This is a genomic window from Neisseria sp. P0004.S004 (genome assembly GCF_051963335.1).
GTDB lineage: Bacteria > Pseudomonadota > Gammaproteobacteria > Burkholderiales > Neisseriaceae > Neisseria.
The window spans coordinates 159,695-172,784 of the sequence record NZ_JBQCUK010000002.1; the positions used below are offsets into that span (position 1 = coordinate 159,695).

At 50.8% G+C, this 13,090-nt stretch carries 10 protein-coding genes; 4 read left to right on the forward strand and 6 right to left on the reverse strand.

All coding sequences use genetic code 11. The features are described 5' to 3' along the window. The first annotated feature begins 23 nt into the window (after window positions 1-23). Window positions 24-1,034, forward strand: a complete 1,011-nt coding sequence (locus ACTHRY_RS02220) for a glycosyltransferase family 2 protein (RefSeq protein WP_049322505.1) — start codon at window positions 24-26, stop codon at window positions 1,032-1,034. 37 nt (window positions 1,035-1,071) lie between these two features. Then, the gene (locus ACTHRY_RS02225; protein WP_049322506.1) at window positions 1,072-2,472 is read left to right on the forward strand and encodes an L-serine ammonia-lyase; all 1,401 of its coding nucleotides are present in this window, start codon (window positions 1,072-1,074) and stop codon (window positions 2,470-2,472) included. 81 nt (window positions 2,473-2,553) lie between these two features. On the opposite strand, the gene ACTHRY_RS02230 is transcribed toward ACTHRY_RS02225, so the two are convergent. Then, entirely contained in the window at window positions 2,554-2,775 is a 222-nt protein-coding gene (locus ACTHRY_RS02230) for a hypothetical protein (protein ID WP_049322507.1), read from the reverse strand. An 8-nt stretch (window positions 2,776-2,783) separates the two neighbouring features. Continuing rightward, the gene (locus ACTHRY_RS02235; RefSeq protein ID WP_049322508.1) at window positions 2,784-3,413 is read right to left on the reverse strand and encodes a C40 family peptidase; all 630 of its coding nucleotides are present in this window, start codon (window positions 3,411-3,413) and stop codon (window positions 2,784-2,786) included. A gap of 260 nt (window positions 3,414-3,673) precedes the next feature. Here ACTHRY_RS02235 and hslO point away from each other — a divergent pair, with 260 nt between their 5' ends. After that, a complete protein-coding gene (hslO, locus tag ACTHRY_RS02240) occupies window positions 3,674-4,570 on the forward strand; it encodes an Hsp33 family molecular chaperone HslO (RefSeq protein ID WP_049322509.1) in 897 nt (298 codons plus the stop codon). A gap of 174 nt (window positions 4,571-4,744) precedes the next feature. On the opposite strand, the gene tyrS is transcribed toward hslO, so the two are convergent. The 4 genes from tyrS to ppc all read right to left on the reverse strand — a co-directional run bounded on the left by tyrS (window position 4,745) and on the right by ppc (window position 12,396). Continuing rightward, window positions 4,745-6,040, reverse strand: a complete 1,296-nt coding sequence (tyrS, locus tag ACTHRY_RS02245) for a tyrosine--tRNA ligase (protein WP_049322510.1) — start codon at window positions 6,038-6,040, stop codon at window positions 4,745-4,747. Between the two features lie 75 nt (window positions 6,041-6,115). Further along, a complete protein-coding gene (locus ACTHRY_RS02250; RefSeq protein ID WP_049322511.1) occupies window positions 6,116-7,975 on the reverse strand; it encodes an acyltransferase family protein in 1,860 nt (619 codons plus the stop codon). 485 nt (window positions 7,976-8,460) lie between these two features. Further along, window positions 8,461-9,552, reverse strand: a complete 1,092-nt coding sequence (ychF, locus tag ACTHRY_RS02255) for a redox-regulated ATPase YchF (RefSeq protein ID WP_049322512.1) — start codon at window positions 9,550-9,552, stop codon at window positions 8,461-8,463. Window positions 9,553-9,693: 141 nt separating this feature from the next. Next, window positions 9,694-12,396, reverse strand: coding sequence for a phosphoenolpyruvate carboxylase (gene ppc, locus ACTHRY_RS02260; RefSeq protein ID WP_049322513.1), 2,703 nt, complete (start codon window positions 12,394-12,396; stop codon window positions 9,694-9,696). A gap of 187 nt (window positions 12,397-12,583) precedes the next feature. Here ppc and ACTHRY_RS02265 point away from each other — a divergent pair, with 187 nt between their 5' ends. Beyond that, window positions 12,584-13,048, forward strand: coding sequence for a cyclic pyranopterin monophosphate synthase MoaC (locus ACTHRY_RS02265; RefSeq protein WP_049322514.1), 465 nt, complete (start codon window positions 12,584-12,586; stop codon window positions 13,046-13,048). Window positions 13,049-13,090: the final 42 nt, after the last annotated feature.

Below are 13,090 nucleotides of genomic sequence, written 5' to 3' on the forward strand. Positions count from 1 at the left end.
CCTATCAATACATTGCATAATTTATGGGAAAAAAACTAATCAGCATCAGCATGGTGCGCAACGAAAACGACGTGATCGAATCGTTTGTCCGTCACAATCTCGAGCTGATGGATGAAATGCACATCATCGATCACGGCAGCAGCGATGGAACAAGGGAAATCCTGATTCAATTGAAAGAAGAAGGTTTGCCGATATTTATCTATCAATATCAAGCGCTCAAGTTTAATCATGAGCAATTGGTCAACCAGCTGATGAAGCAGCTTGTAGCAAAAGATGAAGCGATAGATTTCGTTTTTCCGCTGGATGCGGACGAATTTATTTCATGTCCTAGCCGTATCATGCTGGAACAACTTTTGGATGTTATCGGCGAAAACAGGATCGGCATGTACCTTTGGCGCGGCTATTTGCCGACATCGTTGCAATACAACCCTGATTTCACCACTCAATTTACCGAGCAACGCCTCGAAACGCTCTTTACCCCCAAAGTCATTATCCCCAGATGGGCAGCCGAATCTTGCAGCGTGATTATCGGCTGCCATTACATGTTGGATAAAGATGGCAACAAGGTTAAATCAACCCTGTTTCATTCGCCGGATTATCGAGGTTTACATTCCTGGTTTATCGAGCATTTTTCCGCCCAATTTGCGGAGACCGATTTGTTGTGGCTGGGGCACTTCCCAATCCGCTCCTTGAACCAGCACATCAAAAAAATCCTCGAAAAGTCCATCTTGATTGCCATTAAAGACGGAAGCAACGATATTGCCTGGGAAAACCAGTTGCGCGAATTGTTGGACAACGGCATGAAAATGGACTTGAACGATTTACGGCTGTTGGCATACAGATACCGCGCCGGTTCCACAAGTTTGGAAGACACGCATTGTAGAGTCAGCCGTTACGAACCCTTGCGTAAAAAACCGCTGACGCTGAAATACACCTCGCCGGAAGCAGGCGATCCTTTGATGACTGTCGGACATTTGGTACTTGCATTGGCAAGCGGCGCACAAGATTCCTCTTTAGGCCTTAAGGCCGTCTGAAAAACAGCCTGCCCGCACACACAATGATAGGAAAATTATGATCAGCATCTTTGATATTTTTAAAATCGGCATCGGCCCGTCCAGCTCGCACACCGTCGGCCCGATGAAGGCTGCGGCCGCTTTTGCCGATTTGCTGCATGCCGAAAACTTGGATACACAAGTGGCGCGCATTGTCATTGAAGTGTACGGCTCGCTTGCTTTGACCGGTATCGGACACGGTACATTCGATGCATTATTGCTCGGTTTGGAAGGCAGCCTGCCGCACGATATTCCACTGGCAGACATCCCCCAACGCTTGGAACGCATCCGCACGCAACACGTTTTAAAACTCAACGGCCGCGAAATGGCCTTCAATCCCGAAAAAGATTTGGACATCCGCGGCGACAAAGTGTTGCCCAAACATCCGAACGGCCTGAACTTTATCGCCTACCATTCAGACGGCCGGAAGCTGAAAGAGCAGATTTATTATTCGGTCGGCGGCGGTTTTGTCGTAACAGACGAAGGGTTTGCACAAGAGGCTCAGGAAAATGCCGATGTGCCGTATCCATACAAAAACTGCGACGAGTTGCTGGCACAATGCCGTCTGAACCAGTTGAATATTTCCGAAGTCGTGTTGGCCAATGAAGCAGCGTTGGCAGATTGCGACGAAGCGGAAGTTCGCTGCCGTGTGGCCGCCGTGGCCGATGTGATGGAAAACTGCATCAAGCGCGGCTTGGGTGCGGAAGGGCAATTGCCGGGCGGCTTGAACGTACGCCGCCGCGCGCCGCAGTTGGCGGCCAAACTCAAAGTCCTGCGCGAGAGTGAAATCGTCAATACCCAACTTTGGCCGATGGTGTACGCCATGGCGGTCAACGAAGAAAATGCCGCCGGCGGCCGCGTCGTAACCGCACCGACCAACGGCGCGGCAGGCATTATTCCTGCCGTCTTGCACTATTTCCGCAAATTTAATCCGCACGCCAACCAATCGCGTGTTGAAGACTTCCTGCTGACTGCCGGCGCCATCGGCATTTTGTACAAAACCAACGCATCGATTTCCGGCGCGGACGTCGGCTGCCAAGGCGAAGTCGGCGTAGCGTGTTCCATGGCGGCAGGCGCATACGCCGAAGTCATCGGCGGCACGCCCAAACAAGTGGAAAACGCCGCCGAAATGGCCATGGAGCACCACTTGGGTTTAACCTGCGACCCCGTCGGCGGCTTGGTGCAAATCCCCTGCATCGAACGCAACGGCATCGCTGCCGAAAAAGCCCTCAAGCTCGCCACGCTTGCGCTTTTGGAAGACGGCACAGACAAAAAAGTTTCACTTGATGAAGTGATTCAAACCATGCTGCAAACCGGCCGCGATATGAAGGCAACCTACAAAGAAACCTCACTCGCCGGCCTGGCCGTTACCTTGCAGAAAAAAGCCGTCCCCGTATCCGTGCGCGTGGTGGAATGTTAGAAATAGAATAGGGCAATTGCCCGATAAAAAAGGCCGTCTGAAAAACTTTCAGACGGCCTTTTTTTGTATGGATTGAAGAAATTAAACATTTTTTTGATAAGGGTTTTCCAGCCCGGCCATTAAGTCGCGGAAGTATTCGCGCAACTGTTTTTCGGAGCAACCCATCAGCAGGGCGTCTTCAAAAGCGTCCTGCGCCATTTGGTACAGTTCGTTCAAGTTTTCGGTCATGACTTTGACTTTTTCGGTACAGGAAACGATCTGACCGTCGTCGTCATACCATTTGGGCATTTGCGGCATTGCCATAGCTCACCTCAGTTTAAGAAACGGGAAGGATCGTTTTTCTTCACACGGCGGCCGAAGGCGTATTTCGCGCTCCAATATTTGTGGCCGAGGCTGGTAATTTCGATACGTTTGCCCGTCCTCGGTGCGTGAATGAAATTGTTGTTGCCGATGTAGAGGCCGACGTGGGAAATACGGCCACGACCCATGGTGCGAAAAAAGACCATGTCGCCCGGCTGCAATTCGGAACGGCTCACGGCAACGCCCATTTGCGCTTGTTCGGCAGAAGTACGCGGCAGGTTCAGGCCCATGGCGCGTTTAAAGATGTGTTGCATGAAGCCACTGCAGTCAAAGCCGGTAGAGGCTGATGTGCCGCCGTAGCGGTAGGCCACGCCGAGCAAGCCCATGGCGCTGCCGATTAACTCATCTGCATTGCCCGAAGGTGCGCGCGTATTGTTGCCTGCGGCAGAATAGGTATTGGTGGGATGGACAGGGGTTGCCTGACGCGTATTGCCGTAAACATTGGCATTGTCGTTGAATTGGTTTAAAACACGCTGACGGGTGGTAATCAGGTTTTCCAAATCATCGGCGTAAGAAAAATTGACGCTCGCGAGCATGGCGACCGAAGTCCAAACTGCTGCGAGCCGGAGTAAAAAATTCATTGTACAAACTTCCGTTTCAGAAGGCATTCCCTGCCGATTGCAGGCACATTGCCGGTTTCTGAGATGTTATCCCGTATCATTCTCTTGTTATCTGCTTGATTGTATTAAAAAACTGTCTTTTTGGCAAAAAAACTGCTGTTATTTTGCGTTAAACCCTTGTTTCCAAAAGAACTAGAAAAACATCAGGCACGGTTTCGCTTGATTTATCCGCCGCTGCAACCATATAAGCGGCATTCATTGATTTATTTTCAGAGACTGACATGACACAAAATCACAGCGATATCCGTACACGCTTTATCTTTGACGATATGCCCATCCGCGGTATGCACATCCGCCTCGAAAAGGTTTGGCAACACATCGTCAACCAAAAACATTATCCTGTCGCCATCCGCCGCGCTTTGGGCGAGTTGCTGGCCGCCGGCTCTTTATTGTCTGCCAACCTTAAAAACGAAGGCACGCTGATTGTTCAGGTTCAAGGTCAGGGCCGTCTGAAAATGTTGGTGGTGGAAGCGACTTCTGAAAATACTGTCCGCGCTACCGCCCGTTGGGACGAAAACGCTGAAATCCGTGATGATGAAAGCCTGACTGCGCTGTTGGGCGAAAACAGCGTGTTCGTTTTAACCCATCAGCCTAAAGATGCCGACCCTTGGCAAGGTGTTGTCCCACTGGAAGGCGACAGCATTGCGCAAATGCTGGTCAACTATATGAAACGTTCCGAGCAGCTCGATACTTATATTACGCTTGCCGCCGACGACCACGCCGCAGGCGCATTATTGCTGCAACGTCTGCCGGAAGAAGAATTGGATGATGCCGCGTGGGAACATGTGACCACGCTTGCGCAAACGCTTACTCCGCAAGAATTGACCGGTTTGGACGCTCATCACGCCCTTTACCGCCTTTACCATGAAACCCCGCCCCGCGTTTTTGAACCGGAAGCCATTGAATTTGCCTGCACCTGCTCCCGCGGCAAAGTCAGCGATATGCTGTTGATGCTTGGCGGTCAGGAAATCGGCGGCGTGGTGGCAGAACAAGGCAGTATTCAAATTGACTGCGATTTCTGCCATAGCAAATATGTGTTTGATGAAACCGATGTCAACGCTTTGTTTGGCGCGGACGTAGTGAATGCCGTCCGTCAAGAGAATGAGCGTTTGCAGTAATCGCGCGATAAAAGTTGCTTAAAAAATTGGATTATTTAATAGAAGGGCAGGTGAAAAACCTGTCCTTTCTTTTTGGGAAAACTGAATATCATCAATAGAAAATGCCGTCTGAAAAAAGCGTGGCTGATTTCAGACGGCATGATTGTTTTAAACGATGCGTTTAATGTTTAAAGATTATTTCCAAACCAACAAAGCGTGGTTGCGTTTGCCGCGGCGGACGATAGTGTATTTGCTGAAACGTTTGTGTTCGTCGGTCAGCATATAGGCATCGTCAGGTTTTTCAGCGGCATGGTTCGGATTGTTGGCTTCGGCAGGTTTGCCGTTGAGCAAAACTGCTTTGCTGTTGACAAAGCCGCGCGCTTCTTTGTTGGAAGACGCCAAACCGGTTTTCACTAAAGCCTCAACCACGTTGAGGCTCTCGGAAACTTCAAAAGTCGGCAGGCCGTCGAGTGCCAGCTGCTCGAAGTCGCTTTCGGTGAGATGGCTTTGGTCTTCGGCAAACAGGCTTTCTGAAATGCGTTGGGCGGCGGCAAGGGCCTCTTCGCCGTGAATCAGGCGGGTCATTTCTTCGGCGAGAATGCGTTGCGCTTCTGGCTTGGTGCCGCTGGCTTTGTCTTTGGCTTCGATGGCATCGATTTCTTCGATGGACAGGAAGGTAAAGTATTTCAGGAATTTATACACATCGGCGTCGGCCACTTTCAGCCAGAATTGGTAGAACTGATACGGCGAGGTTTTCTTCGCGTTCAACCATACCGCGCCGCCTTCGGTTTTGCCGAATTTGGTGCCGTCGGATTTGGTTACCAAAGGCAGGGTCAGGCCGAATACTTGTTTTTGGTGCAGACGGCGGGTCAAGTCGATACCGGCAGTGATGTTGCCCCATTGGTCGGAACCGCCGATTTCCAAAACTGCGCCGTGGCGTTTGTTCAACTCGGCAAAGTCGTAGCCTTGCAGCAGGGAATAGGCGAACTCGGTAAAGGAAATGCCCACGTCGTCGCGCTCAATACGCTGTTTGACGGACTCTTTGTTCAACATGGCGTTAACGGAGAAATGCTTGCCGATGTCGCGCAGGAAGTCGAGGCAGTTCATGCTGCCGAACCAGTCGGCGTTGTTGGCCATAATAGCAGCGTTATTGCCTTCAAAACTTAAGAAAGGGGTCAATTGGTTGCGGATGCTTTCCACCCAGCCGGCAACGGTTTCGGCGGAATTCAAGCTGCGTTCTGTCGCTTTAAAGCTTGGGTCGCCGATCATACCGGTCGCACCGCCCACCAAAGCAATCGGCGTATGGCCGGCTTGTTGGAAACGGCGCAATGCCAATACAGGCAGCAAGTGGCCGATGTGCAGGCTGTCGGCCGTCGGGTCAAAACCGCAATAGAGGGAAATTTTTTGTTCGTTTAACAAAGCGTCTAAGGCTTCGATGTCGGTAGTTTGCGCGATTAAGCCACGCGATTGTAGGTCTTTGATGACGCTCATTGATGTCTTCCAAAAAAATTAGCAGTTTTACAAACTGCTAATTGTAACAAATTTCATCGGATGAATGGCTATGGCTTACTGAAGAAGCGTGTGTTTTTCAGAAAAACGCTTGGCCAGTTCTCTACCGCCGTAAGGGTTGATGTGGTCTCTATCGGAATAAACCGGCAATCCGTTGATTTTGAAACTGTGCGGAATATAGGCGGTGGCATCGATAATATACACATTGGCATATTTTTCGGCTAATTTTTTGATGCGTTCATTTCCTTTAAAAGTGTTTTGTTCATCAATAACAAGATTTTGATTAAATCCCGGTATGCGGTAAGACAGGATATAGGCGCGCAAACCGTTGTAGGATAGATTAGGGTTGTCCAGCATCAGGTAAACCGCTTGTTTTTCCGAAGAAAGTTTTTGCAACATGAGGTCGAATTTTTTGAAAAAATCGGCATCGTAAGCAAGGGAATGGCTGTTTTCAGGCATTTGGCTGCCCCAGCGCATGGCCAAAAGCACTTTTGAGTATTGGGACAGATGCTCTTTGGCATACTCATAAACGGCACGGCAGGAGGCGTTTTGCTTGAATATGGGGGCGGCATAATCTTCTACATAGGCACAACTGTCCGCCGTGACCATCGTTGCCGACCATTTTTCTTTTTTGCCGACGGTATCAAAAAACGTTTTATATTGGTCGGCATGCGAATCGCCCAAAATCAGTAATTCCGGCTGTTTGTCGGTATCGCCCCAAACACATTGTTTGTCGGTATTGTTGTGGCAAGAAGTGTAGGAACGCGCCAATCCCATACGGTCGTACTGCTCCATAAACGGAAGCTTCATGGCAAGAAAAGGCGTTATGGCCAAAACAAGCATGGGGACGGCATAAATCCATGCCACAGATTGGGCAAAAGAGCCTTTCCACTTTTTAAACGGTTTCTCGACAAAATAATAAGAAAGCAGGGAGAGTGCAAACATTAAGACAATCGCGGCCGCAGTCGAATACGAAGGCAGATTGTTTGAACCGATGTATCTCATAAAAGCCAATACAGGCCAATGCCACAGATACAGCGAATAGGAAATCAAGCCTATGCCGACAGTAATCTTCCATTGGAAGAATTTTTTCAGCTGGTGTTCAAATTGATTGAAATAAATGAATGCGGCGGCGGCCAAACAAGGAATGATAGCGGCAGGCCCCGGGAAATAGGCAGTTTTTTCCGTATAGGCAAACAGGCAGGCAAACAGTACGCAGACGGAAAGTAATGCGCCTGCCGCCGTATATGGTTTGCCGGTATCCAGCCCTTGTTGTTGCCGGTATTGCATCCACACGGCCGTCAACGAGCCGATTAGCATTTCGCAGGCGCGCAGATGGGGCAGGTAATATTTATCCAGTGAAGTCGGTATAAAAGAAGCCAAAATGCTGAATACGCATAGCGTGATGAGGAAGGCAAACTGAGTGCGCCAGCTTTTGCGGACTACCAGTAACAGCAATATCGGGAAGACGAAATAATATTGTTCTTCGACCGATAAAGACCAAATGTGAAGCAAAGGTTTTTCTTCTTGTATGGGGTCGAAATAGCCCTGACCCTTTGCAAAAAAGATATTGGAGATGAAACCCAAGGTGGACAGTGCCGTCCTCCATAAAAGGGAAAAATCATCTTTGGTGAATAAAAGAAAGCCGCATATCAGCGTTACCGTCAATACGGTAAAAAATGCGGGCAGTATCCGCTTGATACGGCGGATGTAAAACTTTTTGAACGAGAAAATCCCGCTGCTCATTTCACGATGGATAATCATCGTGATCAGAAAGCCGGAAATGACAAAAAAGATATCAACACCAAGAAAGCCGCCAGGCAGCCAGTTTTTTTCAATATGGAAAATGACAACGGATAGAACAGCAACGGCACGCAATGTATCAATATCTGGGCGGTAAGATAAAACTTTGCTCATAATATTTTGATTTTAATAAATTTTATATTAATGGCGTCGTCTGAAAAGTGATTCCTGCCGAGAATGGCAGTATTTCGGAGGTCGGCCATCGTTTGTCGGAACAGGGCAGTTTGTTTGCCTTCTTAGAATGATTGCTGATGATATGCGTTTGAATAGTAATGGATTAGAGTAGGAATAAAGTTGATAGTTTCAACATAACATTTAATATGTTGTTTTTATAATGAATCAATACGATGTGGTATTGTTTAATTTTTTATTGTCATATCAATGATATTGTTATTGATGATGTAACCTTGCGCTATTTTTAGGTGAGGCGTCGGTAAGAAATGGGAGATTTTAAGAGAGAAAAATTACGGGTCATGCCCGTATTTATTATGGAGATAATGTCTTGTTTTGTTGATATTTCAAGACGTGAGGCCGTCTGAAAATAAATTCAGACGGCCTTAATCTTAGAAAAGGCCGTCTGAAAAAGCGTTTTACCGGGTTTATACGTTAAACAGGAAGTGCATCACATCGCCGTCTTGTACGACGTATTCTTTGCCTTCCACACGCATTTTGCCGGCTTCTTTGGCTTTGGCTTCGCCGCCTAAAGCGATGAAGTCTTCGTAGGAGATAACTTGGGCGCGGATGAAGCCGCGTTCAAAGTCGGTGTGAATCACGCCGGCGGCTTGTGGCGCAGTGTCGCCTTTGTGGATGGTCCAGGCGCGGACTTCTTTGACACCGGCGGTGAAGTAGGTTTGCAGGCCCAAGAGGTCGTAGCCGGCACGGATCAGGCGGTTCAGGCCCGGTTCTTCCAAGCCCATTTCGGCGAGGAATTCGGCTTTTTCGTCGTCTTCCAACTCGGCGATTTCACTCTCCATCGCGGCGCAGACGGCCACAACCGGCGCGTTTTCTTTTGCAGCCAATTCTTTCAGACGGTCGAGGTGCGGGTTGTTTTCAAAACCGTCTTCGGAAACGTTGCCGACGTACATGGCAGGTTTGGCGGTCAGCAGGAACAGCGGCTTGAGCATGGCGAGTTCTTCCGCGTCCAAACCGAAGGAGCGGACAGGTTTGCCTTCGTCCAGATGCGGCAGCAGTTTTTTGCACAGTTCGACCAGTTTTTGTGCGTCTTTGTCGCCTGAGCGTGCGCGTTTTTCTTCGCGGACGATGGCTTTTTCGACGCTGGCCAAGTCGGCCAGTGCCAACTCGGTGCCGATGGTTTCGATGTCGGCAATCGGATCGACTTTGCCTGCGACATGGACGATGTTGTCGTCGTCAAAGCAACGTACGACGTTAACAATCGCGTCAGTCTCGCGGATGTTGGCGAGGAACTGGTTGCCCAAACCTTCGCCTTTGCTCGCACCTGCGACCAAACCGGCAATGTCGACGAATTCGACGATGGCAGGCTGCATTTTTTGCGGATTGACGATTTTTGCCAATTCGGCCATACGCGGATCAGGGACTTCAACGATGCCGACGTTGGGTTCGATGGTACAGAAAGGATAGTTTGCCGCTTCGATACCCGATTGGGTCAGCGCGTTAAAGAGGGTGGATTTGCCGACGTTGGGCAAACCGACGATGCCGCATTTCAAGCTCATGGTTTTTCCTGAAAAGTTAAAAGTTTAACGGCGGATTATAGCATATTGTGGAGGCACTCAAAACAGCTGCAATGCTGGTGTATGTTCATCATAAAAAGGCCGTCTGAAAACTGTTTCAGACGGCCTTTTTTCCGTACTGCTTTAACCGGTATTACGCAAACCTTGCGCCACGCCGTTGATGGTCAGGTGAACCATCAGCAGGGCGTGTGGATTGTCAGGCTCTTTGCGCAGGCGTTTGAGCATGGCGACTTGCAGGCCGTTGAGGGCATTCAGGTATGGAATCCTCAAGGCAAGCGAACGGGCGAGGCTGCGGTTGTCGCGCAGAAGCTCTTCGGTTTGCAGCAGGTCGAGCAGTGCTTTGCGGCTGCGTTGGTATTCTTCCTTGATCATGCCGAAGATGACTTTTGCTTTATCGGGCGATTCGCTCAAGCCGGCGTAGTTTTCCGCCAAGGTGATGTCGGTTTTCGCCATCACTTGTTCCATATTGGAGAGCATGGCTTGGAAGAATGGGTTGCTTTGGGCGTGTTCGCGCAGGGCGGCGAGGGTTTCGGGTTTGCCTTCGCACAAGGTTTCCACTGCGCTGCCGAAACCGTACCAAGCCGGCAGCATGAGGCGGTTTTGCATCCAGGAGAATACCCACGGAATCGCGCGCAAGTCCTGAATCCGCGCCAGGGTTTTGCGGCTGGCGGGACGGCTGCCGAGGTTGAGGGTGGCGATTTCCTGAATCGGACTGGTTTGCAGGAAGTAGTCGATGAAGTCGGGGTGGGTAATCAGTTCGCGGTAGTATTTGAACGATACGTCCGACAAATCCTGCATCAGCTTGGCATCAGGGTCTTTTTTGTCCGGCAGGATGCTGGCTTCCAAAGTCGCGGCGACCAAGGTTTCCAAGTTGCGTTGGGCATTGCCCGGGTCGGCGTATTTGGCGGTAATGACTTCGCCTTGCTCGGTAATGCGGATTTGTCCGGCAACACTGCCTGCAGGTTGCGCCAAGATGGCTTGGTAAGAAGGGCCGCCGCCGCGACCTACGCTGCCGCCGCGGCCGTGGAACAGGCGCATGCGGACATTGTATTTTTTGAAGAGTTCGACCAAGCCCAACTCGGCCTGATACAGACACCATGAGCTGGTAACGTAGCCGCCGTCTTTGTTGGAGTCGGAGTAGCCGAGCATGATTTCTTGGATGTTGCCGCGGCTTTCGAGCAGGGCGTCATACCAGTCGAGGCGGAACATGGTTTCCATGACAGGACAGGCGTTTTCGAGCGCTTCGATGGTTTCAAACAGAGGCACGATATTGATGCGGCTGCGCGGTTTGCCGTTTTCCACTGTCAACAGGCCGCTTTCTTTCAGCAGCAATGCCAAGGCGAGCAGGTCGCTGGGTTGTTCGCAGTTGGAAATAATGCTTTGCGTCACGGCATCTTCGCCGAATTCGTCTTTGATTTTGCGCGCTTCGTTGAAAATCGCCAGTTCGTGACGGGTATGGTCGCTGTATGTGATGAACGGGCTGTACAGCGGGCGTTGATGGCTCAATTCGCGCAACAGGGCGGTTTGTTTTTGCTCTTCGTTCAGGCTGTTGTAGTCTTCCAAGCCTGCGTGTTGGAAAAGTTCGGCAACCACATCGGCGTGCTTGCCTGCGTGTTGGCGCAGGTCGAGCGGCATCATGTGGAAGCCGAACACGGACACGCTGCGGATAATGTCGGCCAGACGGCCTTCAGCCAGCAGTTGGCTGCCGTTTTCGTGGAGCGAGCGTTGCAGTTTTTTCAGGTCGTTGAGGAACTCTTCGACCGTGGCATAAGGCTCGAGGAAGCCGAATTTGCAGCCCATGCCCAAACCGAGTGAACGTGCCTTGCCCATAGCGCGTGCCATGATGTAGGCGATGGCGCGGCGGTAGGGTTCTTCGGCGCGGGCGATTTCTTCATCGGGAGACTGGGCGGAAAGTGCCATCACATCGTCATTGACTTTGACGCGGCGGATGGAGAGCGGCAATTCGCGATAGAGTTTGTCGAGTTCGCCGCGATAGAAACGGAATACGGCGTCGGCATGCCGTCTGAACGCAAAACGCAGGGTTTCGGCAGAGACAAACGGATTGCCGTCGCGGTCGCCGCCGATCCAGCCGCCGATTTTGAGGATATTCGGAACGCGGACACCGGGATAGGCCGTCTGAAAATCGCGTTCCATTGTACGGTAGAGTTTGGGCAGGGCTTCAAAGAAGCTCATTGGGAAGATGGATACACCGTTGTTGATCTCGTCGTTGACGCTGAGTTTGTGGCGGCGCGTTTCGCTGGTCTGCCACAAGCCCAAAAGGACTGTGTCGATTTCGCGGCGCAATTGAGCCAGTGCATCAGGATTAGTGCAGCGTTCGCGTTGCGGCAGCAGCGCGCGGATGCGGCGGTTGAAGCTCAAGACGGTTTGGCGTTGTACCTCGGTCGGGTGCGCGGTCAAAACGGCAGTAACGACGGTATTGTCCAGTTGTTTCTGCACCGATTTGCCGTTGACTTTTCCGGCTTTAAGCTTGCGCACGGTTTCCGTCAGGCTGCCTTCCGCGCCGCTGTGGCCGGCTTCTTCGTGGATTTGGCGGCGGCGTTCGTGGTGCACGTCTTCGGCGATGTTCAGAATTTGTGCGAACAGGCCGCAGGCCAGGGTTAAATCGTGGGTTTGCTGTTCGTCCAGTTGCGGCAACACCTTCTCAATCAAGGCGGCGCTGTCGTCTGAAGTCGATAATAACTTAACGGTTTCAACCACCAAAGGCGATGCTTCCTCATGCAGCAGATTGAACAGAGACTGTTTTAAAAATTCCGCATCCGCTGCCAAAGCGGCATCTTTGGGATTGTTTAAGATATGCAGTTGCATGATTTTTCTCTTATTTAAATGTTAATTTGGGTTTGTCCCGAATCCATTGTATAGCAAATTTTTGTAAACTGCCAATGCTGCCGTCCGATACATTTCAAACCGGAAAACAGCCGTCCGTATCCGCCGCGTGGCCGGTGTCTGTAAAATGCCGTAAAATATTGGCTGTCAAAACAGAGGCGAGAACCCCATGATCGAATTCCCCAACCAGCCCGATTTTCCTGAGCAACACACCGCCGTCGCCGTCGGTACCATCAACATGAGCCAGCAGGCGGTACGGGTGTTGATAGAGAATGCAACCGAAAAGGCAAGCATTCTGACCATCGCCCGCGTTGCCGCTATTCAGAGCATCAAACAGACCGCCAACCTGATTCCGCTGCACCTGCCCGGCCGCATCATCGGCGTGCAGGTTGATTTCGATATTAACGTTGAGCTGGCCTGCTTGAAGGCCACATTGACCGTCCAAGCGCACAGCAACGGCAGCATTGCCACCGAAGCCCTGACAGGCCTCAATTTGGCGCTCTTGAGCGTTTACGACATGATGAAAGACGTTGACCGCAATATGATGCTCAGCGGCATCCGCCTCGAATCCGAAACCAGCAGCGAAGGTCGTCCTTTCCTGTTTGACAACGCCTACGAAAATATCAATTTCTAAACCACTCAGGCCGTCTGAATATTCGGTTTCAGACGGCCTTAT

Excerpts from the sequence above, each read along its gene's own strand:
- ACTHRY_RS02220 (WP_049322505.1), top strand. The coding sequence starts at position 24 with ATGGGAAAAAAACTAATCAGCATCAGCATGGTGCGCAACGAAAACGAC.
- ACTHRY_RS02225 (WP_049322506.1), top strand. The coding sequence starts at position 1,072 with ATGATCAGCATCTTTGATATTTTTAAAATCGGCATCGGCCCGTCCAGC.
- ACTHRY_RS02230 (WP_049322507.1), bottom strand. The coding sequence starts at position 2,775 with ATGGCAATGCCGCAAATGCCCAAATGGTATGACGACGACGGTCAGATC.
- ACTHRY_RS02235 (WP_049322508.1), bottom strand. The coding sequence starts at position 3,413 with ATGAATTTTTTACTCCGGCTCGCAGCAGTTTGGACTTCGGTCGCCATG.
- hslO (WP_049322509.1), top strand. The coding sequence starts at position 3,674 with ATGACACAAAATCACAGCGATATCCGTACACGCTTTATCTTTGACGAT.
- tyrS (WP_049322510.1), bottom strand. The coding sequence starts at position 6,040 with ATGAGCGTCATCAAAGACCTACAATCGCGTGGCTTAATCGCGCAAACT.
- ACTHRY_RS02250 (WP_049322511.1), bottom strand. The coding sequence starts at position 7,975 with ATGAGCAAAGTTTTATCTTACCGCCCAGATATTGATACATTGCGTGCC.
- ychF (WP_049322512.1), bottom strand. The coding sequence starts at position 9,552 with ATGAGCTTGAAATGCGGCATCGTCGGTTTGCCCAACGTCGGCAAATCC.
- ppc (WP_049322513.1), bottom strand. The coding sequence starts at position 12,396 with ATGCAACTGCATATCTTAAACAATCCCAAAGATGCCGCTTTGGCAGCG.
- ACTHRY_RS02265 (WP_049322514.1), top strand. The coding sequence starts at position 12,584 with ATGATCGAATTCCCCAACCAGCCCGATTTTCCTGAGCAACACACCGCC.